The 26,457-nt window shown below is 70.4% G+C and carries 25 protein-coding genes; 8 read left to right on the forward strand and 17 right to left on the reverse strand.

Annotated features, from left to right (window positions below; genetic code table 11):
* Positions 1–37: 37 nt before the first annotated feature.
* The 3 genes from ABZ833_RS02585 to ABZ833_RS02595 all read right to left on the reverse strand — a co-directional run bounded on the left by ABZ833_RS02585 (position 38) and on the right by ABZ833_RS02595 (position 4,014).
* Positions 38–1,201: an ATP-grasp domain-containing protein gene (locus tag ABZ833_RS02585; RefSeq protein ID WP_361040012.1), complete on the reverse strand. Its 1,164-nt coding sequence runs from the start codon at positions 1,199–1,201 to the stop codon at positions 38–40.
* A 331-nt stretch (positions 1,202–1,532) separates the two neighbouring features.
* Positions 1,533–3,068: an alpha/beta hydrolase gene (locus ABZ833_RS02590; RefSeq protein ID WP_361040014.1), complete on the reverse strand. Its 1,536-nt coding sequence runs from the start codon at positions 3,066–3,068 to the stop codon at positions 1,533–1,535.
* A 211-nt stretch (positions 3,069–3,279) separates the two neighbouring features.
* Entirely contained in the window at positions 3,280–4,014 is a 735-nt protein-coding gene (locus tag ABZ833_RS02595) for a DUF4232 domain-containing protein (protein ID WP_361040017.1), read from the reverse strand.
* A 319-nt stretch (positions 4,015–4,333) separates the two neighbouring features.
* Here ABZ833_RS02595 and ABZ833_RS02600 point away from each other — a divergent pair, with 319 nt between their 5' ends.
* On the forward strand, positions 4,334–4,624 hold the full coding sequence (locus tag ABZ833_RS02600) for a hypothetical protein (protein WP_361040020.1): 291 nt from the start codon (positions 4,334–4,336) through the stop codon (positions 4,622–4,624).
* 372 nt (positions 4,625–4,996) lie between these two features.
* On the opposite strand, the gene ABZ833_RS02605 is transcribed toward ABZ833_RS02600, so the two are convergent.
* The 4 genes from ABZ833_RS02605 to ABZ833_RS02620 form a co-directional block, all read right to left on the reverse strand.
* Positions 4,997–7,393: an excinuclease ABC subunit UvrA gene (locus tag ABZ833_RS02605; protein ID WP_361040022.1), complete on the reverse strand. Its 2,397-nt coding sequence runs from the start codon at positions 7,391–7,393 to the stop codon at positions 4,997–4,999.
* Between the two features lie 92 nt (positions 7,394–7,485).
* Complete coding sequence (locus tag ABZ833_RS02610) at positions 7,486–7,917, reverse strand: VOC family protein (protein WP_361040025.1); 432 nt, start codon at positions 7,915–7,917, stop codon at positions 7,486–7,488.
* 421 nt (positions 7,918–8,338) lie between these two features.
* Entirely contained in the window at positions 8,339–8,968 is a 630-nt protein-coding gene (locus ABZ833_RS02615; RefSeq protein WP_361040027.1) for a cysteine hydrolase family protein, read from the reverse strand.
* A 120-nt stretch (positions 8,969–9,088) separates the two neighbouring features.
* Positions 9,089–10,081, reverse strand: a complete 993-nt coding sequence (locus ABZ833_RS02620) for a helix-turn-helix domain-containing protein (protein ID WP_361040029.1) — start codon at positions 10,079–10,081, stop codon at positions 9,089–9,091.
* A 241-nt stretch (positions 10,082–10,322) separates the two neighbouring features.
* Here ABZ833_RS02620 and ABZ833_RS02625 point away from each other — a divergent pair, with 241 nt between their 5' ends.
* The 4 genes from ABZ833_RS02625 (at position 10,323) to ABZ833_RS02640 (ending at position 14,222) form a co-directional block, all read left to right on the forward strand.
* Positions 10,323–11,375 (forward strand): methyltransferase, encoded by a 1,053-nt coding sequence (locus tag ABZ833_RS02625; protein WP_361040032.1) that lies wholly within the window; start codon positions 10,323–10,325, stop codon positions 11,373–11,375.
* A 91-nt stretch (positions 11,376–11,466) separates the two neighbouring features.
* On the forward strand, positions 11,467–12,123 hold the full coding sequence (locus ABZ833_RS02630; protein WP_361040035.1) for a hypothetical protein: 657 nt from the start codon (positions 11,467–11,469) through the stop codon (positions 12,121–12,123).
* Positions 12,124–12,170: 47 nt separating this feature from the next.
* Positions 12,171–13,868 (forward strand): murein biosynthesis integral membrane protein MurJ, encoded by a 1,698-nt coding sequence (gene murJ, locus ABZ833_RS02635; RefSeq protein ID WP_361040038.1) that lies wholly within the window; start codon positions 12,171–12,173, stop codon positions 13,866–13,868.
* Positions 13,869–13,979: 111 nt separating this feature from the next.
* Positions 13,980–14,222, forward strand: coding sequence for a DUF6411 family protein (locus tag ABZ833_RS02640; protein WP_361040041.1), 243 nt, complete (start codon positions 13,980–13,982; stop codon positions 14,220–14,222).
* Positions 14,223–14,270: 48 nt separating this feature from the next.
* Here ABZ833_RS02640 and ABZ833_RS02645 read toward each other — a convergent pair whose 3' ends face one another.
* Together ABZ833_RS02645 and ABZ833_RS02650 are read right to left on the reverse strand one after the other, a co-directional pair.
* A complete protein-coding gene (locus ABZ833_RS02645; RefSeq protein WP_361040044.1) occupies positions 14,271–14,888 on the reverse strand; it encodes a TOPRIM nucleotidyl transferase/hydrolase domain-containing protein in 618 nt (205 codons plus the stop codon).
* Between the two features lie 73 nt (positions 14,889–14,961).
* Positions 14,962–15,813 (reverse strand): LysR family transcriptional regulator, encoded by an 852-nt coding sequence (locus ABZ833_RS02650; protein WP_361040047.1) that lies wholly within the window; start codon positions 15,811–15,813, stop codon positions 14,962–14,964.
* 80 nt (positions 15,814–15,893) lie between these two features.
* Here ABZ833_RS02650 and ABZ833_RS02655 point away from each other — a divergent pair, with 80 nt between their 5' ends.
* On the forward strand, positions 15,894–16,388 hold the full coding sequence (locus ABZ833_RS02655; protein WP_361040049.1) for a cupin domain-containing protein: 495 nt from the start codon (positions 15,894–15,896) through the stop codon (positions 16,386–16,388).
* Positions 16,389–16,417: 29 nt separating this feature from the next.
* Positions 16,418–16,780 carry a DoxX family protein gene (locus ABZ833_RS02660; protein ID WP_361040051.1) on the forward strand — a complete coding sequence of 121 codons (363 nt, stop codon included), beginning with the start codon at positions 16,418–16,420 and terminating at the stop codon, positions 16,778–16,780.
* 8 nt (positions 16,781–16,788) lie between these two features.
* Here ABZ833_RS02660 and ABZ833_RS02665 read toward each other — a convergent pair whose 3' ends face one another.
* From ABZ833_RS02665 to ABZ833_RS02700, 8 genes are all read right to left on the reverse strand, one after another.
* Complete coding sequence (locus ABZ833_RS02665; RefSeq protein WP_361040053.1) at positions 16,789–17,211, reverse strand: hypothetical protein; 423 nt, start codon at positions 17,209–17,211, stop codon at positions 16,789–16,791.
* 45 nt (positions 17,212–17,256) lie between these two features.
* Entirely contained in the window at positions 17,257–17,940 is a 684-nt protein-coding gene (locus ABZ833_RS02670; protein WP_361041303.1) for a M15 family metallopeptidase, read from the reverse strand.
* A gap of 79 nt (positions 17,941–18,019) precedes the next feature.
* The gene (locus ABZ833_RS02675) at positions 18,020–18,409 is read right to left on the reverse strand and encodes a hypothetical protein (protein WP_361040055.1); all 390 of its coding nucleotides are present in this window, start codon (positions 18,407–18,409) and stop codon (positions 18,020–18,022) included.
* 225 nt (positions 18,410–18,634) lie between these two features.
* Entirely contained in the window at positions 18,635–21,046 is a 2,412-nt protein-coding gene (locus ABZ833_RS02680; RefSeq protein ID WP_361040057.1) for a phosphoketolase family protein, read from the reverse strand.
* Between the two features lie 364 nt (positions 21,047–21,410).
* A complete protein-coding gene (locus ABZ833_RS02685; protein WP_361040060.1) occupies positions 21,411–22,904 on the reverse strand; it encodes a sialate:H+ symport family MFS transporter in 1,494 nt (497 codons plus the stop codon).
* A gap of 77 nt (positions 22,905–22,981) precedes the next feature.
* Complete coding sequence (locus ABZ833_RS02690) at positions 22,982–23,680, reverse strand: putative N-acetylmannosamine-6-phosphate 2-epimerase (protein ID WP_361040063.1); 699 nt, start codon at positions 23,678–23,680, stop codon at positions 22,982–22,984.
* Positions 23,677–24,633: an ROK family protein gene (locus ABZ833_RS02695; RefSeq protein ID WP_361040065.1), complete on the reverse strand. Its 957-nt coding sequence runs from the start codon at positions 24,631–24,633 to the stop codon at positions 23,677–23,679. Before ABZ833_RS02695 ends, ABZ833_RS02690 begins: the two co-directional genes overlap by 4 nt.
* A complete protein-coding gene (locus ABZ833_RS02700) occupies positions 24,630–25,589 on the reverse strand; it encodes a dihydrodipicolinate synthase family protein (protein ID WP_361040067.1) in 960 nt (319 codons plus the stop codon). The genes ABZ833_RS02695 and ABZ833_RS02700 overlap by 4 nt, the downstream gene beginning before the upstream one ends.
* Before the next feature lie 163 nt (positions 25,590–25,752).
* On the opposite strand from ABZ833_RS02700, the gene ABZ833_RS02705 reads away from it, so the two are divergent.
* Positions 25,753–26,457, forward strand: a complete 705-nt coding sequence (locus ABZ833_RS02705; RefSeq protein ID WP_361040069.1) for a FadR/GntR family transcriptional regulator — start codon at positions 25,753–25,755, stop codon at positions 26,455–26,457.

Raw genomic sequence — 26,457 nt, forward strand, 5'->3', positions numbered from 1 at the left:
GTCTCGCGGAATCCGACCGCAGGGTGCGCGGATTCCGTCAGCCGCCGACCTCGTTGAAGCGGACGATTTCGTCGATGGTCTTCTGCAGCTTCAGTTCGTCCGGGTCGGACACGATCGCCTGTCCGAAGCGGCCGTAAGGACCGATCGGCGCATCAGGTGACGAAGGATATGAGATCTCGTCGAAGGAGAAGTTGCGCTCGAAGTCCTGCTGGGTCAGTGTTCCGTCGCTCGAGCGCCGCAGGAGCAGGTATCCGTAGAAGCGCTCCGGTGTGCCGTCGTCCGGAGTCCCGGCAGGCTCTTCTCCCAGCGCCAGGCTGATTTCCACGTCGAAGAGGTCGACGCCGAACGTCAATTTGTTGACCTGCGGAGACAGCGCCCCGGGGAGGCGGATGGCGCATTCGCCGAAAGTCAGTCCGGCTTCCTGCGCGAACGCTTCCATGTGGAATACGCAGTCAGGTGCCTCAAGGCTCTCAAGCACCTGCCCGGCGAGCTCATCGGCCTGCCGGAACAGCTCCTGATGCAGCCTCCTGTCGAGGATGTGCGCGGACAGGATGCCGCCCTGCACGGCGCTGAGCGGCGAGATGTGGTTGCTGCTCATGGACGACCACTGCAGACGGCCGTCCCTCCAGATGCCGTCCATGTAGACCTCGGGGGCGTCGACGAAGGACTCGGCGACGATCGCGACGTCCGACTCGCCCGGGAACAGCTCCAAGGCCCGCGCATACTCGCGCGACGTACGGACGATGTTCGTGCGCAGCGAGCCGGCTCCGGTCGCCGGCTTGACGACGAAGACGTCCCCGAGGTCCTTGGAAAGCTCCAGGAACGAGGTGTCCTTCGATACGTACCTACAGCGCGCCCGCCTGATGTGCGGCGGCAGCTTTCCCTTCTGGAGATACTTGTCCCGGAAATAGAGCGCGGCCCTTGAATCGGAATTGCCGGGGAGGTCGAACTGCTGCCGCAAATAGGCAGCAGCAAAGACGCCCATTTCGTGGACGGTGAGCACTCCTGCCACATCATCAACACGGGCGGCGAGCACTGCTCGCAATACTTCCTGAACGTTCTCCATGTCGGCGACCCGCTTGAAGCGCCGCCCGTTGGGCACACTCGCGGGCGCCTGCACGATATAGCAGGGATCCAATCCTCGGCGCTCGAGCGCCTGGTCGAGGTCATCCCTGTATCCGATAACAATCATCGTCGGCATGCTTGTCTCCCCGTATTAAAGCTAGCCAACCAACACGTTGCATCGTGTCACACGGGTCACAGGAATGTGGATATGCGCAATCATGATCATTTGCTTGCCAAGATGTGATTTAACTCACAAGTAAAGCTTTAGTCGAATGAGCATGGAATGGCTCGCGCGAATAGCAGTGGCCTGCACACAGGCGATTAATTCAGCCGGTACAGGAAAACAGGGCTCATATGGCACCGCATATACAAGAAGAGACAAGAAGGGCGACGCGGTACGTGTCGTGGAGCGGGCGGCGGTCGCCGCCCGCTCCAAGGGGCCGTCAGCTCAGCAAGTGGCCGTCAGCTCAGAGCAAGGGGCCCGGGGCCGGGAGCGAGGACGACGCCCGCCGCTCGCCGGGGGTCGCCTGGCACGTCACGTCGGCTGCCGGGAGTCTGCCGGTGACCAGGTAGGAGTCGACCGCGGAGTCGGCGCACGGGTTCGTGCTGTAGACGCCGTGCCCCTCGCCCTCGTCGACCGTCACCATGCGCGATCCCTTCAGCTGACGGTGCATGACCTGTGCGGCGACCAGGGGGGTCTGCGAGTCCCACTCGTTCTGCACGATCAGCGCGGGGACCTTGTTGTTCACCTCGGTGACAGGCTCAACGGGCCTGTCCCAGAAGGCACAGGGCACGACACCGGACGCGAAGTCCCCGTACAAGGGGTAGCGGTCCGCGTCGCGGACCGAGTCCCTGCGGTACGTCTCGGGGTCGCGCGGCCAGGAGGCGTCACCGCACAGCACGGCCATGGCGGCGGAGATGTCGAACTCCGACGGGGGCTCCTCGGCGGGAGCAGGGCCCTTCGCCCGCCCCTCGGCGGCCTCCTTCAGCTTCACGACCCGCTCGGCGGCGGCGCGGACGGTGTAGAACTCCGGTCGGACCAGCTCGCGCACCCCGGCGCCGTCGAGCGGGACCCCGTCGACGACGACCGGGTCGCGGTCGGCCCTGGCGATCACATCCCAGAAGCGCTTGCTCACCGCGGCCGGTGTGTCACCCAGCCCATACGTCGCGTCGCGCGCGGCGGTCCACTTCGTCCACCGCTGGAACGCCCGCTCGGCCTGCGGCGCCCAGGTCCGGAACATCCCGCGCCACATCTGCTTCGGGTCGACGGCGCTGTCGAGGACGAAGCGGTCGGCACGCCGGGGGAACATCTGCGTGTAGACGGCGCCGAGTGCGGTGCCGTACGAGCCTCCGTAGTACGAGATCTTCCGCTCGCCCAGGACCGCCCGCAGGACGTCCATGTCCCGTGCCGTGTTGCGGGTGGTGATGTGCGGAAGGGTGTCCCCCGCCTTCGTGCGGCACTTGTCCGCAACCGACTTGGCCCAGGCGACGTTCTTGTCGAACGTCCGCAGCGGGCGCAGCAGCACGTTCTCATCGGCACTGAGCCCGCACCGGACGGGTGTGCTCCGGCCGATTCCGCGCGGGTCGAACCCGATGAGGTCGTACCGGTCCTTCACCTTCTGGGGCAGTTGCTCCTCCAAGTAGAGCGGCATGTCGAGGCCGGGGCCGCCAGGGCCGCCCGGGTTCGAGAGGAGCACGCCGTGGCGTTTGCCGGGGGCGCTGGTCTTCAGCCGCGATATCGCGATGTCGATCTTCTTGCCGCCGGGGTCGCGATAGTCCAGCGGAACCTTCAGGGTCGCGCACCGCAAGGCGGCGGGGATGTCGGCTCCGCAGCCCTCCCAGACCGGCTTCTGCTGGGTGTACGGGCGCAGGGCCTCGGCTGTGGCCACGTCAGGAGTTGAGCGGGTCAAGGGGGTTGCCGTGGCCGGAGCGGCCGCGAGGCCGGGGGCCAGAGCCGCCATCACGGTCACCGCGAGCAGCGGGACGAACGGGCGTCTTTGCATGTGGACGGTCCTTCCGATCGGCATTACCGGACAAGAAAGATCATTTCTGGCTCAGCGGCCGTGCGACTCATCCCGTGGGCCGGAGTTTGTCCAACTCACGTGCCATGCAGGACAGTTGCGCGTACTCCGCTGGTAGGAGCCATCGCGCGGTGCGGCCCCGACCTGAGTCCTGGCCGCACCTGCACGTCGGTCGGTTCCTGCGAAGGAAGGATCAGAACTCGTCGGCGCCGTCGCGCAGTTCGGGCGTCCAGTAGCCGGTCTTCGCGACCGCGTCGTCGACGGCGATGCCGCCGTTGGGCGCGGTGACGGCCTTGGTCCCCTCGGCGGGCCCGTCGGCGGCGAAGAGGTTCACGTTGAACGAGGTGACGGCGCGGTTCTTCTCGTCGGCACCACCGTTGTTGATCCGCACGGCCGCGTAGGCCGGGGCACCTGCGTCCAGCACGACGGGAGTGCCCGGCCTGCTCTTGGCGACGGCCGGAACGTCCTTGGCGGTCTGGATGTCGCCGAACGCGATCAGCGGGTGCCGCAGCAGCGTGCAGGCGTGTCCCGAGACGTTCGTGGCGGTCAGCGTGATGTGCGTGGTGGGCACGCCGTCCTGCTTGACCGCGGAGATCTGCACGTCGTCGGCGGCACAGGCCACGACCCTGCCGCCGGGCTTCTTCTTGGCGCCGGTCTGCGCTGCGGAGTCCGAGGCGTTCGAACCGGCGGAGTCCGAGGCATCCGAACCGGCGGTGTCCCCGGCCGCGCCGCCCTTCGCGGCCCCGCCGTCGGCGGCCGCGTCCCTCTTGCCGGAGTCGCCGTCCGTTCCGGTTCCGGCGGACGTCGAGGGCGAGGCGGCTCCCTCGTCCTGCACACCGCCGTCGCCACCGCAGGCGGTGAGCGTCAGGCTGAGCGCGGCGAAGGCGGTCGCGGCGAGTACGGCAGGGCGGCAGATGGAGGTACGCATGTGGGGGCTCCCCGTGTGGTGCGGTGCTGTGGTCGGCGCCAAGGGCCGTCAACTGGTCTGCTCACAGCTTCGGTTCCCGCGCCGACGTCCCGCTCACGTCCGGCTGACGCCTCGCTGACGCTCCCCGGCTCAGCCCGCTCGCGGCCTCGGCCGCCCGCTGCCCAAGGCCCTCCGCAGGCAGTTGATATGCGGCGTATACGCGGCGCGGCACTCCGCGATTACCGCGTTCGGGTGTCTTGGCGGACCCGGTGCAACCGGACGGACGCCCATCCGCTTCCTGTCCGACACAGGCATCGCCCCCCGTCGTGAGGAAGCCGCCATGACTTCACCCGCCACCATCCTGCCGACCGTCAGCTGGGACGCGGAGGCCGACTTCCTGCTGCCCCCGCCCGACCCGACGCAGCGTCTGGACATGGCGGCGCCGACCGTTCTGACGCCCCGTGACCGGCACCGCCTGAGCCTGCACGCCACGCTCACCACGGCCGGGATCCCTCCCCACCCCGACGACGCCAAGGCCATCGACGCGCTGAGCACACTCGATGACACGGTCGCCCTCGCGATCTGCCGGTGGCTCAGCACCCACGCCCATCCCGCGACCCCTCTCGCGTGAGGCGGCGCGCACACTCACCGAGCACCCGCCCACCACGGCAGGCCCGGCCGGTCAGCCTCTACCGCGGCGGGCCCGGCCGGTCAGCCTCGGTGGAACAGGTCCTGCGGATCGACGCGCTCCCAGCGCGAGCGCGGGGCGGGCGTCCGCGGCACTTCCCGGTCCTTGGCACGCCACTCGGCCACCAGCGCGTCGTAGATGGGGGATCGCGAAGGAGCCTCCCCGCCACCGGCCCTTGTCCCGGCACGGGGCGGCCGCGGCGAAGGAACTCCATTCCCCGCATCGCTCATGCCGGGTCCAACGATCCTTTCCGCTCCGGGCAACGCCGCCCTCGTACCGAACGGTTCCGAGAGGGCCTGGTGAACAGCTCCCGGCTCAGGAACCCACGTACGCCGAGAGGTGCTCGCCGGTGAGCGTGGAGCGGTCGGCGACGAGGTCGGCGGGGGTGCCCTCGAAGACGATCTTCCCGCCGTCGTGTCCCGCGCCGGGGCCGAGGTCGATGATCCAGTCCGCGTGCGCCATGACCGCCTGGTGGTGCTCGATGACGATGACCGACTTGCCGGACTCGACGAGCCGGTCAAGGAGGCCGAGCAGCTGCTCGACGTCGGCGAGGTGCAGGCCGGTGGTCGGCTCGTCGAGGATGTAGACGCCGCCCTTGTCCGCCATGTGCGTGGCCAGCTTGAGCCGCTGCCGCTCGCCGCCGGACAGCGTGGTGAGCGGCTGGCCGAGGCTGATGTAGCCGAGCCCGACGTCGGCGAGCCGGTCGAGGATCTTGTGCGCGGCCGGCGTGTGCGCCTCGCCGGATCCGAAGAACTGCTCGGCCTCGGTGACCGACATCGCGAGCACCTCGCTGATGTCGCGGCCGCCGAAGGTGTACTCGAGGACCGCGGGCTGGAATCGCTTGCCCTCGCAGTCCTCACAGGTCGACTCGACTCCGGCCATCATTCCGAGGTCGGTGTAGATGACGCCGGCGCCGTTGCAGTTGGGGCAGGCGCCCTCGGAGTTGGCGCTGAAGAGCGCCGGCTTCACGTCGTTGGCCTTGGCGAACGCCTTGCGGATCGGGTCGAGAAGGCCGGTGTACGTCGCCGGGTTGCTGCGCCGCGAACCCTTGATCGGCGCCTGGTCGACCGAGACCACACCCGCCGAGGCGGGGACGGAGCCATGGATCAGTGAGCTCTTGCCGGAGCCCGCGACGCCGGTGACGACACACAGCACGCCGAGCGGGACGTCGACGTCGACGCCCTGCAGATTGTGGCGGGTGGCGCCGCGGATCTCCAGGGTGCCGTTGGCCTCGCGCACCGTCTCCTTGAGCGTGGCCCGGTCGTCGAGGTGGCGCCCTGTGACGGTGTCGCTGGCCCGCAGCCCGTCGACGGTGCCCTCGAAACAGACGGAGCCGCCGCCCGTACCGGCGCCGGGCCCGAGGTCGACGACGTGGTCGGCGATCGCGATGGCCTCGGGCTTGTGCTCGACGACGAGGACCGTGTTGCCCTTGTCCCGCAGCCTCAGGAGCAGGTTGTTCATCCGCTCGATGTCATGGGGGTGCAGGCCGATGGTGGGCTCGTCGAAGACGTACGTGACGTCGGTGAGCGAGGAGCCGAGGTGGCGGATCATCTTGACGCGTTGCGCCTCGCCGCCCGACAGCGTGCCCGCGGGACGGTCGAGCGAGAGGTAGCCGAGGCCGATCTCCACGAACGAGTCGAGGGTCTGCTGGAGCGCGGTGAGCAGCGGCGCCACCGATGCGTCCTTGAGGCCGCGCACCCACTCGGCGAGGTCCCGGATCTCCATCGCGCAGGCGTCGGCGATGCTGATCCGCTTGATCTTCGAGGACCGGGCCCCTTCGGTGAGCCGGGTGCCGTCGCACTCGGGGCAGGTGGTGAAGGTGACCGCCCGCTCCACGAAGGCGCGGATGTGCGGCTGCATCGCTTCCTTGTCCTTGGACAGGAACGACTTCTGGATCTTGGGGATCAGACCTTCGTAGGTGAGGTTGACGCCGTTGACCTTGACCTTCATCGGCTCGCCGTAGAGGAAGTCCCGCAGTTCCTTCTTGGTGTACCTGCGGATCGGCTTGTCCGGGTCGACGAGGCCGGACTGGGCATAGACCTGCACGGTCCACTGGCTGTCCGACTTCCAGCCGGGGATGGTGAACGCGCCTTCGGAGAGCGACTTGGAGTCGTCGTAGAGCTGGGTCAGATCGATGTCGGAGACCGAGCCGCGGCCCTCGCAGCGCGTGCACATGCCGCCGGTGCGGTTGAAGGTCGCCTTGACGGTCTTGGTCTTGGCGGCACCGCGTTCGACGGTGATCCCGCCGCTCGCCCGGACCGATGCGGTGTTGAAGGAGTACGCGCTGGGCGGGCCGATGTGCGGCTTGCCGAGCCTGCTGAAGAGGATGCGCAGCATCGCGTTGGCGTCGGTGGCGGTGCCGACCGTGGAGCGGGGGTCGGCGCCCATCCGCTGCTGGTCGACGATGATCGCGGTCGTGAGCCCGTCGAGTACGTCGACTTCGGGGCGCGCCAGCGTCGGCATGAAGCCCTGGAGGAAGGCGCTGTAGGTTTCGTTGATCATCCGCTGCGACTCCGCGGCGATCGTGCTGAAGACGAGCGAGCTCTTGCCCGAGCCGGAGACACCGGTGAACACCGTCAGGCGCCGCTTGGGGATCTCGATGCTGACGTCCTTGAGATTGTTCACGCGTGCGCCGTGCACACGGATCAAGTCGTGGCTGTCGGCGGCGTGGAGCGCAGGCGACTGCGTGCTCTTTCTCTTGGCGGGGCTCATGGTCTCTCCATCTGTTCGGGCAGAGCCGCCTGCGCGGTCCTTGCCGGTGTCGCCTGGCTCGATCTGGTCGGTGCCGAGCTGTACGTCAGGTTCTACTTCGTCGGCGTGATCCCGGCAACGCGTTCCTGGATTCGGAGCAGATTGCCCGCGGGATCACGTACGGCGCAGTCGCGCACTCCGTACGGCTGCTCGGTCGGATTCCGGACGATCTCGGCTCCCTCGGCCTGAAGCCGCACGAAGGTGCCGTCGAGGTCCGCGGTGGCGAGGATGATGCCCGCGTAGGTGCCTTTGGCCATCATCTCGGCGATGGTGCGGCGCTCGGCTTCGGTGATGCCGGGGTCGGTGGCCGGAGGCTGCAGGACGAGGGATGTGCCGGGCTGATCGGCGGGGCCGACGGTGATCCAGCGCATTCCGTCGTAACCGACGTCGTCGCGGACCTCGAAGCCGAGCGTGTCGCGGTAGAAGGCCAGGGAGGCGTCCGGATCGTCGTGCGGGAGAAAGCTCGCGTGCAGGGTGACGTCCATGGCCATCACGCTAGAGCCGGCTCGGGGCCGACGCTTCTCGATTCCTGACCGGTCCCGGCCGGGCGGGCCTGCGGCCGGGCCGTCGCCCCGCCGTCCGCTGCTGAACACCGGGATCCCCGGGGAACGCCTCGGGGGCGGCACCGCATGGTGCCGCCCCCGATTGCCGCGCCCGCCGTCAGGACTGGGGGCGGCTGCCGTGGTTCGCGCCGTTCTTGCGGCGGGCCTTCTTCTTGCGACGTCGCTTCGAGGACATGGATACCTCCGTGGTTCCTGTGTTGCTTCCCGGGCTCGAGTCCCAGGCGATCATGCCGCCCCTACCCAGGACGACGCCTCGTCATGACGTGGCCTACGTCACGACGCGCGCCTCCTGTGGCAGCCCGCGCCCCATGACCGACCTGACCGGCCGCGCCCCGGGACCGGCTCAGGCGGGGAGCGCGTCGACGGTGGTGACGACCGTGCCGAACAGGTCGGTGATGGTGGTCAGGGCGGCGGTCTGGAGCGCGGCGGCGGGCAGGACGGTGCCGTCCGGGGCGGCGAGGGCGCGGGTGGCGGTGGCTTCCGCGATCACGGTGGGGCGGTAGCCGAGGTTGAAGGCGCCCTGGGCGGTGTAGTTGACGCACATGTGCGTCATGAAACCGGCGAGGACCAGGTCCTTGCCGCTGCCCGGGGCGATGCCCAGGTCGCTCAGCGTCTTCTCGAGATCGGTGGCGTGGAAGGAGTTGGGGAACTGCTTCACCACGACCGGCTCACCCTCCACCGGGGCGACCTCGTCGCTGATGGCCCCGATGTGGGCGCGGATGTCGTAGGGGGTGTTCTCGCCGCCGTCGTTGAGGATGTGGATGACCGGGGTGCCCGCGGCGCGGGCGCGCTCCAGGAGGCGTGCGCCCGCCGCGAGCGCCGTCCCGGCGCCGTCGAGGGCCATGACGCCGGTGCGGTAGGTGTTCTGGAAGTCGATCATGATCAGGGCGGATTCGTTCAGCCGGGGCGGCTGGTTGTCCAGGCCGATCACGTCGCGCAGGGTCGTGGAGGGCTGATGCGTGTGCGTGCTCATGGGGTGCCTTTCGTGTGGTGCGGTGCATGACGGATCACGGCATGAGGCAGGGCGGAGCCACAGGGCTCGGGCGCGCCTGCATGCCCAAGGGGTGGTGACGGATGAAGAGGGTGAAGAGGGTCAGCTGGTCTGGATGCGGAAGCGGCGGCGGTAGGCGGCCGGGGTGGTGGCGAGCTGCCGGTTGAACGCCCGGTGCAGCGTCTCCACCGAACCGAGCCCGGCCGCTGCCGCGACCTGGTCGAGAGGGCTGTCGGTGGTCTCCAGCAGACGGCGCGCCACCTCGACGCGGGCGGCTTCGACGTAGTCGGCCGGGCTTGTGCCCGTCTCCTGTTTGAACACCCGGGCGAAGTGCCGCTCGCTCAGGCACATCCGGGCCGCCAGCGCCGCCGCCGACAGGTCCGCGTCCAGGTGATCGGCGATCCACAGCCGCAGTGCGTCGATGTCGCGGCGGGCGGACGCGGGGCGGCTGAGCGGCACGGAGAACTGGCTCTGACCTCCCTGGCGTTTGAGGTACATCACCAGTTGCCGGGCCACCGACAGGGCCACGTCCTCGCCCTGGTCCTCGGCCACGAGCGCCAGGGCGAGATCCAGGCAGGCGCTGATCCCGGCCCCGGTCCACAGCCGGCCTCGGTCGGTGCGTACGAAGATGGGGTCCGGGTCGACCGTGACGGCCGGGTGCTCGGCGGCGAGCTGCGCGGCGGTCGACCAGTGGGTGGTCGCCGTCTTCCCGTCGAGGAGTCCGGCCGCGGCCAGCACGTGCGCACCCACGCAGACCGACGCCACTCGGCGGGCCTGTGGGGCGGTCGCCCTGACCCACTCCACGACGTCCGTGTCGATACGGGCGAGGGGTCCTTCGTCGGTCATGTCGACCGCGCCGGGCACCAGCAGGGTGTCCACCCGCCCGCGCACCTCGTCGAAGCCCAGATCGGCCACCAGCCGCACTCCCGCCGACGTACGGACCTCACCGGCGACCGGCCCGGCGAGGCGTACCTGGTAGCCGGCGCGGCCCGCGGTCTCCCGGTTGGCCAGCGCGAAGACCTCGGCGGGGCCGGTGACGTCGAGGAGGTCGACGTCGGGGAAGACCGCGATGACGACACGGTGCGGAGTGGGCATGAACCCATCCTCACCGCCGCCACCGATGGCCGCAATGACGATTCCCTGTCACATCCGGACATGGGCGAGGACGGCTCGGCGAGGGCGCGAGCGCGGGCGGCCGGGCCTGAGGGGCTCCACCGGGGCGGGAACATTCGTCCAAGACAACCGCTTCCGGAGTCGGCACAGTCGAGGGCACGGGCCAGGGCGACACCACTCGCCTCGACCGCGGCCCGCCCGGCCAAACCGAGGGGAAGCGACGATGACGAACGACGACACCACGACGACGAACGACACCGAAGGCGTCCGTGACCTGGTCGCACAACTGGTGTTCGGAAGCCTGGCCGCGCAGACCGTTCGCGCGGCCGTCCGGCTGAGGGTGATGGAGCTGATCGGCGACAAGGAACGGTCGGCGGCCGAAGTGGCCGCCGATGCCGGGGCCCGTACACAGCCCATGACCAGGCTGCTGCGCGCCCTGGCGAGCCTGGGTCTGCTGCGCGAACACACCGCGGGTTCCTTCTCGTTGACGCCCGCGGGCGCCACCCTTGACCCCGGGCGGCCCGGCTCGCTCACCTCACTGGTCCGGATGTTCACGGAGCCGACGATGCTGCGTGCCTGGGAGCACCTGGACGACAGCGTGCGCACCGGTGAGGTCGCGTTCGACGCGATCTTCGGGAAGGACTTCTTCAGCCACCTCAAGGAATTCCCCGACCTGTCCGCGGAGTTCAACGCGGCCATGAGCCAGGCCTCCAGGGCGACGGCCGCGGCCTTGCCGCACGCCTTCGACTTCGGCCGCTTCACCACGGTGACCGATGTCGGCGGCGGTGACGGCACCTTGCTGAGCGCCGTGCTCCGCGAACACCCGACCCTGGCGGGCGTCATCTACGACACCGAGGAGGGCCTGGCCCAGGCTCCGACGACGCTGGAGCGGCAGGGGCTCACGGCACGATGCTCCCTGGCGGCCGGGGACTTCTTCCGGTCCGTGCCGGGCGGCGCCGACGTCTACCTGCTCAAGAGCATCGTGCACGACTGGTCGGACGAGCAGGCGGTCACGATCCTGACCCACTGCCGCGAGGTGCTGCCGCCCGCGGGCCGCGTACTGATCGTGGAGCCCGTACTGCCCGAGGTCGTCGACGCCAAAGCCGCCGGACTCACGTACCTCACCGATCTCAACATGATGGTGAACGTGGGCGGCAGGGAACGGACGCGGGCCGACTTCGACGAGGTGTGCCGCAAGGCGGGCCTTTCCCTCACCTCGGTGACCCCCCTGGAACAGGCGGATCCGTTCTGTCTGATCGAGGCGACACCGGCGTGAGGACGAGACGCGTCACGAGTTGATCACATCCTGCACGATTCAACCGCATGTGACCTAGCGTGTTCCGCCTGGCTCAACCTTGGGGGGACATATGCGCGTTCGCGCCACCGCGGCTGCTGCCGCCATGCTTCTGGCCGCTCTGACCGCGTGCGGCGGCAGCGATGGCGGCGACAGCGGCGGAGCCGATGCGAAGTCGTCGGAGGGTTCGAAGGCCTCGACGGCGAAGAAGGTCGACTGCGCGGACGAGGACATCAGTCAGGCCGACTGGATGGAGCACTGCTCCGACGAAGGTGCCGGCGCCGGTGCCGACGGGGACGGAACCGCGGGGAAGGCGACGGGCCTGAAGTTCGGCGAGTCCTACACGTGGCCGGACGGCCTGAAGGTGTCCGTCGCCGATGCGAAGGTGTTCACGGACTACGACGCCGAGCTGATGGAGTCCGCCGAGCCCGGCAACACCGACTTCCGCGTGCGGTTGAAGCTGACGAACTCCGGCAAGTCCGCGGTCGCCCTCGACGACCTGTCCGTCATCGTCGAGGGCGCCACCAAGGGCGGTGAGGCCGCGGCGACCGCGTTCGAGAAGGGGGCCGAGCCGCTCGAGGGCCGCCTGGCCCCCGGGGTCTTTGCGACGAAGACCAACGACAACGCCCTGGAGACGAAGTACGGCAAGAAGGTCGTCGTCACGGTGCAGCGCAACAGCGAGGACTTCGACCTGGACTTCCCGGAGTTCACCGGGTCCATCACCGGGTGAGGTGACCTGCGGGTCGCGTGCCGATCTTGACGGCGTAGGTTGATCACATGGTGGAGGGGGCGAAGCCTGCGGTGCGGTCGAGGCCGCAGGAGCAGCGGGCACAGGGGCGGCATGCCGTCCGGCGGGAGAAGAACCGGCGGGAGAAGAAGCAGGGCGGCCTTGTCCGTTCGTCGTTGCTGATGGCCGTCGGCACGGTGGTGTCGCGGGCGACGGGTCTCATCCGGCAGGTGCTGCAGGCCGCCGCGCTGGGCACGGGCTTGCTGGCCAGCACGTACAACACGGCGAACACGGTGCCGACGAGCCTGTACACGCTGTTGATCGGTGGCGCGCTCAACGCCGTCCTGGTGCCGCAGCTGGTGCGCGCCAGGGCGACGCAGCCCGACGGCGGGCGTGCCTACGAGCAGCGTCTGGTGACGCTCGTGGTGTGTGTCCTGGGCGTGGGGACGGCGTTGGCGGTCTGGGCGGCTCCGCAGATCGTGGGCCTGTACATGCGCGACACCCCCGAAAGTCACGAGGCGTTCGAGCTGACGGTGACGTTCGCCAGGTTCCTGCTTCCGCAGATCTTCTTCTACGGCCTGTTCGGGATCTACGGCCAAGTCCTCAACGCCCGCGAGAAGTTCGGCGCGATGATGTGGACGCCGGTCCTCAACAACGTCGTGCTGGTCGGCATGTTCGCCGCCTACCTGACGCTGATGACGGTCCCCGACCAGGTGGAGGACATCACCACGGCCCAAGTGCGGCTGCTCGGGCTCGGCACGACGGCGGGCATCGCCCTACAGGCCCTGGCCCTCGTCCCGTTCGCACGGGCGGCGGGTTTCCGCTTCCGGCCGCGCTTCGACTGGCGCGGCACCGGCCTGGGCGGGAGCGTCCACGCGGCGAAGTGGACGCTGCTGTTCGTCCTGGCCAACCAGGTCGCCCTGACGGTGGTCACGAATTACGCCAATGCCGCCGACCAGGAGCTGCCGCAGGCCGGCGCGGGCTACTCGGCCTACACCTACGCGCAGACCATCTGGTTGCTGCCGCAGTCGATCGTGACCGTGTCCCTGGTGACGGCTCTGCTGCCGCGCATGAGCCGGGCCGTCGCGGAAGGGCGCCTGAAGGACCTGCGCGCGGATCTGTCCCGGGCGCTGCGGATCAGCGGCGTGATCATCGTGCCCGCCGCCTTCCTCTTCCTCGCCCAGGGACCGCAGATCGCGTCGCTCCTGTTCGCCCACGGAGCAGCGGATGCCGCGTCGGCCCGCCCCCTGGGGTACATGCTGCAGGCCTTCGGGCTCGGTCTCATCCCGTTCTCGGCGCAGTACCTCCTGCTGCGTGGCTTCTACGCGCTTGAGGACACGCGTACTCCCTTCTTCGTGGCGGCCTGGATCGCGGGCGTGAACATCGCCCTGGCCACGGCCTGCCATCTGCTGCTGCCCGCCCGCTGGGCGGTCGTCGGCATGGCTGGGGCCTACACGCTGTCCTATCTGGCCGGCCTCGCGCTCACCGCGTACCTGCTGCGCAGGAGACTCGGGGCCCGCATCGACGACGGCAGCCTGCGCCGCACCTATACGAAGCTGCTGTGCGCCGCGGCTCCCGCCGCGGGCCTGGGCTGGGCCGCGACGCGTGCATGCGCGGGCCTGGGAAGCGGAACGTGGCCTACCGCAGCCGCGCTCTCCGCGGGGGTGCTCACGACGGCCCTGGGATATCTCGTCCTCGCGCGGCTGATGAAGGTCAGCGAGCTGCGACGCCTGCCCGGCATGCGCTGAGTCCGGCGAGGCGAGCGCTCAGCCGGCCAGTCGGCCGACACGGCCGGGCCCGCGCATACACCTGTCTCGACAGGGCACCCGGCTGACACGCCTCGACCCAGGGAGCACCTCATGATCATTGTCGGCATCGTCGCTGTCTGCGTCGTACTGGCCGTCCTCGCCTTCTTCGTGCCCCGCCTCTCGCGGCACCCCGAACGCGGCACTCAGCGCACCCTGGGGGCCGGATCGCGCGCCGGTGGCAAGGCCCCCGGCATCCTCGGCCGGATCTTCAGCAAGCCTTTCCGCAGCAGTTCCAAGGCCGTGGGCCGCAGCGGCTCGGCCGGTCGGCGCACGCGGGGCCGCATGCCCTTCTGAACTCCTGCCGCCTACCCCCTGCCCCCTGCCTCCTGAAAGGCCAGGCCCTCACAGGCTCGTGAGGAGGTCGTCCAGCGGGGCCGGTGTCAGATCGGGGTGGAGGGCCTCGACGAGGAGGCGGCCGTAGCGGATCTTGCGGCCCTTCTTCGTGCCGAGGAAGCGCCGCAACTGCTGCTGCCGGGGCCTGCCGTGCTGGGCGGGCTGGCGCATGAAGGTCTGCCAGGCCCGCAGGTCGCCCTCGGCCCGGATGGCGTCCTCGACCCTCGCCGTGCCCAGCGCGCGGATGAGTTCGTCCTCCAGGTCCGACACGCACACGAAGAAGTCCCCGCGCGGCGCCCCTGCCCGCTCCAGACCCCGGTCGTAGAAGCGCTGTTCGGCCACGTCGCACAGGCCTGCAAGACGCAGGTCGAGGCCGGGCGGCCCGAGGATCTCGGCGTAGCGTCCGATGCTCATCGCCCCGCCCATCGACACGACGCACACCCCCTCGGCGGCCAGGTCCCGGCCACGCCGTGCGGCCAGCGCCTCGACTGCCTCGCGGTCACTCGGCCCTTCCAGCAGCACGGCGGTCCGCACGCCCACTCGCTCGGCCAGATCGCGCGCAGGGCCGCCGGGCCCGCCGGCCGCCCAGCCACTGACCGCGTCCCGGAACGCCCGCATGTCTGCCATGGAGGGAGTCTGCACCTTCACCCTCGGCATGGCACGGCATATTCAGCGGTCACGGTCGGCGCGCCCGGCGCGCTCAGCCTCCGTAGGCGGCGATCGCGATCCGGACGAACGACCGGAGCAGTGGGTTGGTGTCGCCCTCGTTCCATGCCGCCACCACGCGGCTCGCGGGCATGTCGGCCAACGGCACCACGGTGAGTCCGTCCCCCGGCTCGTGGTCCAGGAGAGTCATTCCGACGGTGCCGTTCCAGACGACGGCTTGCCGGCACTCCGCGACGGCGCGCACCACCGGGCCCTCGCGTGGCTCTCCGCCGTTCCAGTACGACTGCCAGAGGGGATCGGTGCCCTCCGGGAAGACGAACCAGCGGCGGTCGGCCAGGTCCGCGATCTTCAGGCTTTCGTGGCGGGCCAGCGGATCGTCGGCACGCAGCAGCGCACCCACCGGGTCGGCGCGCAGCTCGTGGACCGTCAGGCCGGTCTCGTCGAACGGCCCCCGGGTCAGGGCGACATCGACAAGACCGGCATGCAGCCCGCACGTCGGATCGGTCAGGTCGGTCTCGCGGATGCGCACCTCGATCTGCGGGTGCCTCCGGCGGTAGGCGCCGGCCAGCCGCGCCGCGCCCGGATCGGTGCTGTCCCCCAGGATGCCGACAGTGATGCTCGCGGCACCTGCCGCGGCGGCCACGCGTACGCGTACCCGGTCGGCCTGGTCGAGCAGGGAGCGCGCCTCGTCGAGCAGCACGGCCCCCACCGCGGTGAGCGTGACCCCTGCGGCCGACCGGTCGAACAGCGCGGCGCCGACCTCGGTCTCCAACTGCTTGATGGCCCGGCTCAGCGGCGGCTGGCTCATGTGCAGCCGGGCGGCGGCCCGGCCGAAGTGGAGTTCCTCGGCGACCGCCACGAAATAGCGCAGCGTGCGTAGCTCCATGCTGCGACGATACCCGTTCGGTATCGGGGTGGCAGAACAGGTCTTGGACGGTCGCGGTGCCCTGGCGGTGGAATCGGGGCATGACCGACGAACCGAGAAACACCGAGCCGCTCACCGCCCCCGCCGTGTCGGTGGTCGGTCCTGGCGAGGGCGAGACGATCGTCCTCGGCACCACGCGACTGCGCGTACTGGAGGACGGCAGCAACACCGGGCACCGCATCGGGCTCGCCGAATCGGTCCTCGCGCCGCACACGCCCGGACCGCCGCAGCACCGTCACGCCCAGCACGACGAGGGCTTCTACGTCGTCTCCGGCACGGTGCGGTTCACGGTCGGCGAGCAGGACTACGACGCGACCGCGGGCACGCTCGTGATGGTCCCGCCCGGCGCGCCGCACACCTTCGCCAACACGACCGGTCAACCGGCCGTCATGGTCAGCACGTTCACACCGGACCTGTACGTGCAGTACTTCCGTGACCTGCAGGCCATGATCGCCGGCGGCCAGGCCTTGACCCCTGAGGCAACCGCCCAGGTGATGAGCCGCTACGCCACCGAACCCGCCACCGACTTCGCCTGAAGGCCCGCACCTCGACCGTGGACGGAATCATGAACATCGCCTATTGGATCGTCGCCGGCCTGCTCTGCCTGTTCTACCTCTACGCGGGCGGGATGAAGCTGGCCCGGAGCCGCGAGCAACTCCGCCCCATGATGGCCTGGGTGGACAGCACCCCGATGCCCGCCGTGAGGGCCATCGGCCTCGCCGAAGTACTCGGCGCGATCGGCCTGATCCTGCCGCCGCTGACCGGCATCGCCCCCTGGCTCGCCCTGGCCGCGGCCATCGGGTTCGTGATCCTTCAGATCTGCGCGACCAGGGTCCACCTGAGCCGTGGAGACCGTCGGATCGCCCTCAACATCACGCTCCTGCTCACCGCGTCCGTGACCGTCCGGCTCGCGACGACATGGATCTGACGGCAGCTCTAGCCCGCGTTCATCAGGGTCTCGAAGCCGGAGTCGTCGCAGTACGACACGGCCTGCCCCTCGGCGGTCCTGTCGCCGCTGATCGCCCGTGCGGTGTCGTCAAGGATGTGACTGCCACCGCGGTCGAGCCCCTCCCGGTCCAGCCGCTTCGCGGCGGCGATGACCGTATACCCGGCGATGCCGGGCTCGGACGGCTGGGCGCTCTGTCCGTCATCCGCGTCGACACCGCTGTCGTCGGCTGCCGACGCGTTCCTGGTGTCCTGCCAACTACCGAGCGCGGAGCAGTAGTTGTGTCGCCATTCCTCGTCCTGGGCGGAGTCGCGCGACGAGCAACCACCCATCAGACCGACCACGACGAAAGCCGTCGCCGCTCGCGCGGCTCTTCGCCTGCCTGCCCTGCCCCTGACCCTGCCACGCCCCATGAACAGCCCCTCCCCTGAGCAACCAGTGAAGAATACGGGCCCGCGCTACCTCCCGTTGGCCGAGAAGTGCTGGTAGTCGGGGTTCACCCAGCGGCCGCCCCACTTCCAGCCGATCCTCCGCATGGCGGTCGACACCACGTCGCCGGGGCGGATCATGCCCTTGACCACGCGGTCGCGCCGCAGGTACTTCGCCGCCGACTCCGGATGGACATGGCCATTGGCATCGACATACGGGTTCTCGACCGTGTTGATGTCGATCGCGTTGCCGTACGAGTGCTGCGACATCCGGCCCGGGTTCCCGGTCACCCGGCGGCAGTTGAAGGCGGAGGTGTTGTCGGCCGCCATCGCCGCCGCGTCGCTGCCGTCGAACTCGGCCGTCACCCGCATCCGGCGAATCGGGAACTTCGCCGCGAAGGCCTTCCGGAAGACGTACAGCAGAGGCTTCACCGAACGCCGATGGACGATCAGTTCACCGGGATGGACCCGGCCGTCGAAGCCCCAGTGGTTCATGCGGATGAGCCGGAGCCGCCGCGGCGGGACGGGGCACCCGCGGTGGTAGGTGGAGCCGATCTTGGCCTTCGGCACTGCGGTGACCCGCGCATCGAGGCGGGGCGCGGAGGCGGCGTGGGAGACCGGGGCGTCAGGAATGCGCGCGTGCGCACCCGCATCGACGGCCACGCCGACGACGAGCACCAGGGCCATGACCACGGGGATGACGCGAGGCATCATGTGCACGTTTTGACCCTAAATGCGTGCGGCGCCATTCCGGCGGAAGCCACTGCAGTCGGCTGTTGAGGGAGACGGGAGGTCAGCTCTGTCCGCCGGTCTTGCGGCGGTGCAGGTACACCGCGCCCGCGCCGACGGCGAGCACCGCGGCCCCGGCAGCCAGCTCGACCGGGTTGCTGCTGCCCTGGGAGCCACCCGAACCGGCGTGCACGCCGCCCCTGACGGCCGCGTCCGTGGAGTCGCAGAACCGCTGCGCCGTGGACGCGGCCATGTTCGCCTCGTCCTCGGCGGCCTTCTTCTCCTCCGGAGTGGCGGACGGGTCGGCCTTCACCGTGTCGGCGTTCTTCTGCGTGATCTCCGCGTCGTCCAGTGCCTTCTGGCAATTCGGCGACACGGCCTGCGCGTTGGGGGCGGTGATCGCCAGCGCGGCGCCCGCGACGGCCAGACCGGTCAGGACTCGGATGGAACGCATGGATGCACCTCCAGTACGGACACGGCCCCCCGAAGCTCTCGTGCCCCGGAACGTTCTGCCGGCGTCGACCGCGCCCCTACCAACAGCCCTCCCGCCCCACGGCGTGTCCCTACCGGCAACACGCCGCGCGTCCCTCGCTCGGCCCACACGGGCCCACTCGTCTGGCCGGGAAAGCCGCCGGCCCTCGCTCTCACCCTCGTTCTCGCTCTCGACCTCTCCGGGTGATCAGCCCTGCCAGGACCAGTCCCGCACTTCCGGCAGGTCGACGCCGTGCTCACGCACATAGGCGTGGTGGCGCAGCCGCATGTCCTCCATCTGCTGGCGCACCTGGACCGCGCGGACGCTCAGGCCCGGCACGCGGTCGATGACGTCCATCACCAGGCGGAAGCGGTCCAGGTCGTTGGCGACCACCATGTCGAAGGGCGTGGTGGTCGTGCCGCGCTCCTTGTACCCGCGCACGTGCAGGTGCGGATGGACCGCGCGCCGGTACGCGAGGCGGTGCACCAGCCAGGGGTAGCCGTGGAATCCGAAGATCACCGGCTTGTCACGCGTGAACAGCGCGTCGAACTCGGCATCCGGCATGCCGTGCGGATGCTCGCCCTCCGGCATCAGGCGTGCGATGTCCACGACATTGACCACGCGCACCGCAAGGTCCGGCAGGTGGCCGCGCAGCAGGCTCGCCGCCGCAAGCACCTCCAGGGTGGGCACGTCCCCGGCGCAGGCGAGCACGACGTCCGGCTCGCGCTCGGTGGTCTCGCTGCCGGCCCAGGTCCACACCCCGGCGCCCCGCGCGCAGTGCGCCCGTGCCTCGTCCAGGCTCAGCCAGTCGAAGCCTGGCTGCTTGCCGGCGACGATCACATTGACGTAGTCGCGTGAGGCAAGGCAGTGCTCGGCGGTGGACAGCAGCGTGTTGGTGTCCGGCGGCAGATAGACGCGTACCGCCTCAGGGCTCTTGTTGAGTACGTGTCCGATGAATCCGGGGTCCTGGTGCGAGAAGCCGTTGTGGTCCTGCCGCCACACATGGGAGGTCAGCAGGTAGTTCAGTGAGGCGATCGGCGCCCGCCAGGGCAACTCGCGGGTGGTGCGCAGCCACTTGATGTGCTGGTTGACCATCGAGTCGACGATGTGCACGAACGCCTCGTAGCAGGAGAAGAGACCGTGGCGCCCCGTCAGCAGATAGCCCTCCAGCCATCCCTGGCAGGTGTGCTCGGAGAGGATCTCCATCACGCGTCCGTGCCGGGAGAGGTTCTCGTCCACGTCGTGGATCTCCTCCTGCCAGGCCTTTCCGGACGCCCCGTAGACCGCGTCGAGCCGGTTGGACGCCGTCTCGTCCGGGCCGACGAGCCGGAAGTCGCGCCGTTCGGCGGTGTCGGCCATGACCTGCCGCAGGTAGCCGCCGAGGACCCGCGTCGGCTCGTTCAGGGTGGCGCCGGGCTTGTCCACCTCGACCGCGAACTCCTCCAGCGGCTTCAGCGGCAGCGAGCGCAGGAGGAGCCCTCCGTTGGCGTGCGGGTTGGCACCGAGGCGCAGCGTGCCCCGCGGGGCGACGTCGACGAGCCCGGGGGCCGGGCGGCCCTCGGCGTCGAACAGTTCCTCCGGCCGGTAGGAACGCAGCCATTCCTCCAGCTGGTGGCGGTGCTCGGCGCTCTCCCGGACATTGGCGAGCGGCACCTGGTGAGCGCGCCAGGTGCCCTCCACCGGCTTGCCGTCCACCGTCTTGGGTCCGGTCCAGCCCTTGGGGGTGCGGAGCACGATCATGGGCCAGCGCGGCGCGGGGGCGTCCTTCGGGCGCTCGGCGTCCGATTCGGCCCTGGCCGTGCGCTGTATCGCGGCGATGCGGTCCAGGCAGCGGTCCAGGGCGACCGCGAAGTCCCGGTGGACCGTCATGGGGTCGTCGCCGGTGACGTGCACGGGCTCGTATCCGTATCCGCGCATCAGGTCGTCGAGCTGGGCCTCGGGCAGCCGGGCCGGGATCGTCGGGTTGGCGATCTTGTAGCCGTTCAGGTGCAGGATGGGCAGCACCGCGCCGTCGTGCACCGGGTCCAGGAAGGTGTTCGAGTGCCAGGAGGCGGCAAGCGGTCCGGTCTCGGACTCTCCGTCGCCGATGACGCACACCGACAGCAGGTCCGGGTTGTCGAACGCGGCGCCGTAGGCGTGCGAGAGGGAGTAGCCGAGCTCGCCGCCCTCGTGGATGGATCCCGGCGTCTCGGGGGCGACATGGCTGGGCACTCCCCCGGGGAACGAGAACTGGCGGAACAGCCTGGCCATGCCCTCCCCGTCGCGGGTGACGTCGGGATAGGTCTCGGTGTACGTGCCGTCCAGCCAGGAGTTGGCGAGCACCGCGGGCCCGCCGTGCCCGGGGCCCCAGATGCAGACGGTCGGCAGCTCCCGCGCCTTGATGGCCCGGTTGAGGTGCACGTGCACCAGGTTGAGACCGGGCGAGGTCCCGAAGTGGCCGAGGAGTCGCGGCTTGATGTCCTCGACCGCCAGGGGGCGCCGGAGCAGGGCGTTGTCCATCAGATAGATCTGCCCCACCGAGAGGTAATTGGCCGCCCTCCAGTACCGCGCGATCGCCTGCAGTTCGGCATCGGAGGGTGGTTCGGCGGGTGAGGAGGGGTCCACCGCGGGATCGCCCATGGCTGCTCCTTCTGAGAGGGACGGCACGCCGGACACCACAGCGGTGGACCGGCACGGCGGCGCGCGCCCTCCCGCCCCATAAGTCCTATGAGTCCTTTGAGACGAGACGAAGGCCGCAGGGCGCCACCGGATGAGTGACCGGTCACGCTCAACGTAATCGCGCGCCGGACCACCCGCCTCCCGGAGTCGGCCGGACGCATGGCCCGCGCCATGGGGCTTCCCGTCGCCGAGTTGTCTTGCTCGGGCGAAGGCGCTGAGCCGCCTGCCGTTCCCCGTTCGACGACGCCGCCCGCACGCGCGGCGACATCGTGATGCTCACCGACGTCCACGCCCCGCCGGCCTCTTCCGCGTGATCTGACTCCTGTCAGGTGCGGGCGGTGTCCCCGGCCGCCGGGACTGGCTCCTGCGACGGCCCTGTCCGCCCCGACGGCCGGGACACCTCTGCCAGGTGGTCCCTCTCCGCGTCCGGATCCGTGAGCCGGTTCAGGCGGGCCGGTACGTCGAAGCCCACGAGGAGCACCACGATCACCGTGCCCCCGAACGTCAGCACGGCAAGGGCCTGCCCCAAGTCCATGCCGGAGGCGAGGTGCGCCCCGAGGACCGGTGCGACCGCACCGCCGAGGGCGCCCACGTTGTACGTGAAGCCGAGCGCCGCGCCCCGGCTCTCCGTGGGGAAGTGGCCGCCGATGTAGCGCGGGAGCAGACCCGAGATGCCGAAGCTGGTGGCCTGGAGCAGGAACAGCAGGACGCCGAGCAGGAGCAGGTTGTCGTGCACCGCGAACACGGGGTAGACGAAGGCGAGCGAGCCGAGCAGCGTCAGCGCGTAAGCCTTCTTCGCGCCGATCCGGTCGCCGAGGAAACCCGCCGCCCAGCAGCCCACCATGGTCCCGAAGCCCGCGAAGTAGAGGACATCGGTGACCTGGTCCGGGCTGTAGCCGAGGTCGGTCTTCAGATACGTGGGCAGCAGCGCCTGGATGGGCCAGGAGTAGAGGAACGCGAAGAACAGCGTGACGATCATCGACAGGTACAGCGCCCAGCCGCGCTTCCCGCCGAGCTGGACGGCGAAGGCGGCCAGCGAGAGCCCCGCGACCACGGAGAGCACGGGCACCAGACCGGCACCGCCCGGCGTGAAGACCAGGAAGAGGGAGAGGGTGGCGACCACGGTCAGGGCCGTGTTGGCGGTCGCCCGGCCACGGGTGGCGAACAGCGGACGGAACGGGTTGGGCTTGGCGCCCTTCTCGGCGACCGACTCGGTCCACTCCGCCGCTTCCGGCAGCGCGCGCCGCATCCACAGCGCGACGGCGATCGGGATCAGGCCGAGGTAGAACATCCACCGCCAGCCGAGCGAGGGCACCACCCAGTTGTAGACCTGCGCGGCGAGCACCGAGCCGACCGAGAAACCGGAGATGAGGAAGCCGCTCGCCCGGCTGCGCAGCTTCGCGGGCCAGCTCTCCATCACGTACGTGGCGCTTGCGCTGTACTCCCCGGCCATGCCCATGCCGATGGCGAGCCTCGCGGCGAAGAGGCTGTGGTAGTTCCAGGCGAATCCGCAGGCGAACGTGCCCAGGGAGTAGAGCAGGATGCTCAGCACCATGGAGGCCTTGCGGCCGTACCGGTCGCCGAGGGCGCCGAGGACCGCGCCGCCGAGCCAGCGGGTGATGAAGGCGCCGGAGATCAGGCTGGCCGCCTGCACGGTGCTGAGGCCGAACTCGTCGCTGATCTCGGTGAGGACCAGCGTGATCAGGACGAAGTCGAAGCCGTCGAGGACGTATCCGATCCAGGCGGCGAAGAACGACTTCCACTGGGTACGGCTGACTTCGCGGTACCAGCGGGGCTTGGCGGGTGATGTGGTCTGCACGGTGACTCCATGATGCGGGGCGACGCTCGTCGTTGAGCAGCCGGTCGCCTGAGGGGACAGGTCAGTGCTGTGACAGGTCAGTGCTGGGCGAGGCCCGCGACGAAGCGGGCGGTCAGGGCCGTGGGTGCGGTGATGGCGGTGCCGACGACGACGCAGTGGGCGCCTCGGGCGAGGGCCGCGGCGGCGTCTTCGGGGGTGTTGATGCGGCCTTCGGCGACGACCGGGACGTCGATCGCGACGGCGAGGTCTTCGACCAGCGTGAGGTCGGGGCCGGTCTGCCGCGGTGTTCCGGGGACGTAGCCGGACAGCGTGGTGGAGACGAAGTCGGCGCCCTGCGCGGCCGCGGCGACGCCCTCGGCGAGCGTGGCGACGTCTGCCATCACCAGCGCGTCGGCCGCGTGGACCGCGGTGACGAGCTCGGCGAAGGTGGAGCCGTCGGCGCGCGGCCGGTCGGTGGCATCGGCGGCGACGACGGCCGCGCCCGCTTCCGCGATCGCCAGGGCGTGCCGGACGGTCGGGGTGATGTAGACGCCGGTGTCGCCGTCCTTCCACAGGCCGATGACCGGCAGGTCGAGGGCCGCGACCACGGCCGCGACGACCTCCGGCTCGTTGGCACGGATCGCGGCGCCGCCACCGGCCGCCGCCGACCGCGCGAGCCGTACGAGGGTGCCGGTGTCCCGCATCGGATCACCGGGCGGTGCCTGGCAGGAGACGATCAGGCCGCCTTGGAGCTCGGCGGCGAGATCGGACGCGGCCCATGTCTGGTGCGTGCTCATCGAAGGGCTCCAGGGTGGTGGAGGGGCAGGGTGGCGGATAGGGCGGCGGCGCCGAGCACCGCCGCGTCGTGACCGAACAGGGGAGCCCGCGGGACGAGGCCACGCAGCGGCGGCATCAGTTCGGCGGCGAAGGCGGCAGCCAGGGCGTCCGTGTACAGGGCGCCGATCCGGGGGACCCCGCCGCCGACGACGACCCGGTCGGGGCCAAGGGCGTTGGCGAGCCCGCCGAGCGCCTGTCCGACGGCGGCCGCACCGGTGGTGATCGCGCGGACGGCGTCCGCGTCGCCCTGCGCGGCCCGCCCGGCGACGGTCTCCAGGCGGTCCACCGCGGTGCCGGTGAGCCGCTGGTAGTGGGCGGTGATTGCGGGCCCGGATGCGATGACCTCCAGGTGTCCGGTGGCGCCGCAGGTGCAGGGCAGCCCGGCCGCCAGTGGGCTCGGCACATGACCGAGGTGGCCCGCGATGCCCGCGGCGCCGTGCAGCATCCGCCCGTCGACGGCTACGGCGCCCCCGACGCCGGTACCGATCGCGGCGAACAGCAGCGAACCGTGTTCCCCGTCCAGTGCCGCGAGCTCCGGACCGGCCGTGGCCCGTACGTCGTTGTCGCAGGCCACCGGCAGCCCGGTCCGTTCGGCGAGCCCGGCGGCGAGGGCCGTGCCCGCCCAGCCGGTGATGGAGTCGGTGGCGCTGGTGACCCGGCCGGTGCGGGGATCGATGACCCCGGCGGCGGCGATGCCGAGCGCCGCCGCGCCGCGGCCCGGGTCGACCTCGGCGGCAGCGACGGCCAGCGCGTCGAGCACGGCTTCGGCGCCGCTGCCGGCCGGGGTGGGCCGGGTGTGCCGGGCAAGCACGGTGCCGTCCGCGCCGACGAGCGCGGCAGCGATCTTCGTGCCGCCGAGGTCGAGGCCTATGAGCGCGGCGCCGTCGTCGCCCGGCAGGGAGCCGGAGCTCATCGGACCGGCGGCAGACCGGCGGCGCGCAGTCGCCGTGCCACCAGCGCGACCGACTCGGCGGACAGCTGGATCTGCGGGAAGGCGGTGTCCCCGCACTCGATGATGCCGAGCAGCTGGAGCGCCGCCTTGAACGAGCCGAGCGCGGAGGAGCTGCGGCCCATGTCCGCCTCCGGACCCACGTCGACCATGGCGAACAGGTCGACGAGCTGCTCCTGCTCCTTCGCGGCGAGCACCCAGTCCCCGGCCCGCGCGGCCTCGTAGAGCCGCACGTATCCGGCCGGGTCCACGTTGCCGATGCCCGGGACGACGCCGTCGACTCCGGCCAACAGGGCCGCGTCCACGGTCAGTTCGGACCCCGTGAGCACGCTGAACTGCGGGGCCGGGCCCTGGGTGCGGCCGTCGCGGCCGCCCAGTTCGACGATCAGGCGGCGCAGTCCGCCCTCGTCGCCGCTGCTGTCCTTGAGCCCGGCCAGCGTGCCGTCCTCGGCCAGGGCACGCACCAGGCCCGGGGCGAGCTTGCTGTGGACGGCGACCGGGATGTCGTACGCGAACAGCGGGAGGTCCACGCTCGCGCGCAGGCGGCGGAAGTGCGCGGCGATCTCCTTCTCGTGGGTGCGGGTGTAGAAGGGCGCGGTCGCGACGAGGGCCTCCGCCCCCAGTGCGGCGGCGGCCCTGGCGTGCTCGACGACGCGTGCGGTCGTCGTGTCGATCACTCCGGCGAGGACCGGGACCCGGCCGTCGGCGGCGTTGACCACGGTCTCCAGGACGGTGGCCCGCTGCTCGTCGGTGAGGTAGGCGACCTCGCTGGTGGAGCCGAGGGCGAAGAGGCCGTGCACTCCTCCGTCGACGAGGTGGTCGACGAGCCGGGCGAGGGACGCGGTGTCGACCTCTCCGTGGGAGTCGAGCGGGGTGCAGACCGGCGGGACGACGCCGCGCAGGGGTGCGGACAGAGACATGGTGAGGGCTCCAGCTCAGGGGGGGTACATCGGCCCGCCGTCCGAGACGGTGACGCTTGCAGCCGGGCCGGGACATGGGACGTAAGATGTCCTACGTCTTGCCGTACCTTAAACAGATGCTCCCGCCACCGGTCAAGGGGCAATCGCACCTCAGGAGGATGTTGTGGCTCGCCCGACCACGGCCCAGGACACCGAGCGCCAACTGAAGGAGCTGATCCTGGAGCGCAGGCTGGCCCCCGGTGACGCGCTTCCCACGGAGGCCGAGCTGACGGAGCTCTTCGGGGTCGGCCGGGTGACGGTGCGTGAGGCGCTCAAGGCGCTCCGGGCCGTCAACGTCGTCGAGATCCGCCGGGGCTCCGGCACCTTCGTCGGCTCGCTCTCGCTGTCGCCGTTCGCCGAAGGCCTCGCCTTCCGGGCCGCCGTCCGTCACCGCCTGGGCGAGCCGGGTCTCTTCGAGCTGATGAAGGTGCGGGAGGCGCTGGAGGCGGGCCTGGTCGGCGCGGTCGCCGCGGGGATCCCCGCCGAGGACCTGGCCGTGCTGCGCGCCCTCGTGGGCGAGATGGAGACCGAGGCGGGCGACGGCCGGGTGGCGCGCTCCACCGACCGCGCCTTCCATCTCGCGCTCTACGCCTCGCTGGACAGCCATCTGCTCAGCGAGGTGCTCGACGCGTTCTGGGCGGCCATGGACCGCGTGCGCGAAGACCTCGACGACGGCCATCAGGACCCCGTCGTCACCTGCGCGCAGCACCGCGAGATCGTCGACGCGGTCGCGGCGGGGGACGGCGACCGCGCGGTGCGCGCCATGCGGACCCACTTCGACGGCATCCGCACCCGCCTGCAACCGCCCGCGGCCCCGCCTACGGAGTGA

The sequence above is a fragment of the Streptomyces sp. NPDC047525 genome, assembly GCF_040643025.1.
Lineage (GTDB): Bacteria > Actinomycetota > Actinomycetes > Streptomycetales > Streptomycetaceae > Streptomyces > Streptomyces durmitorensis.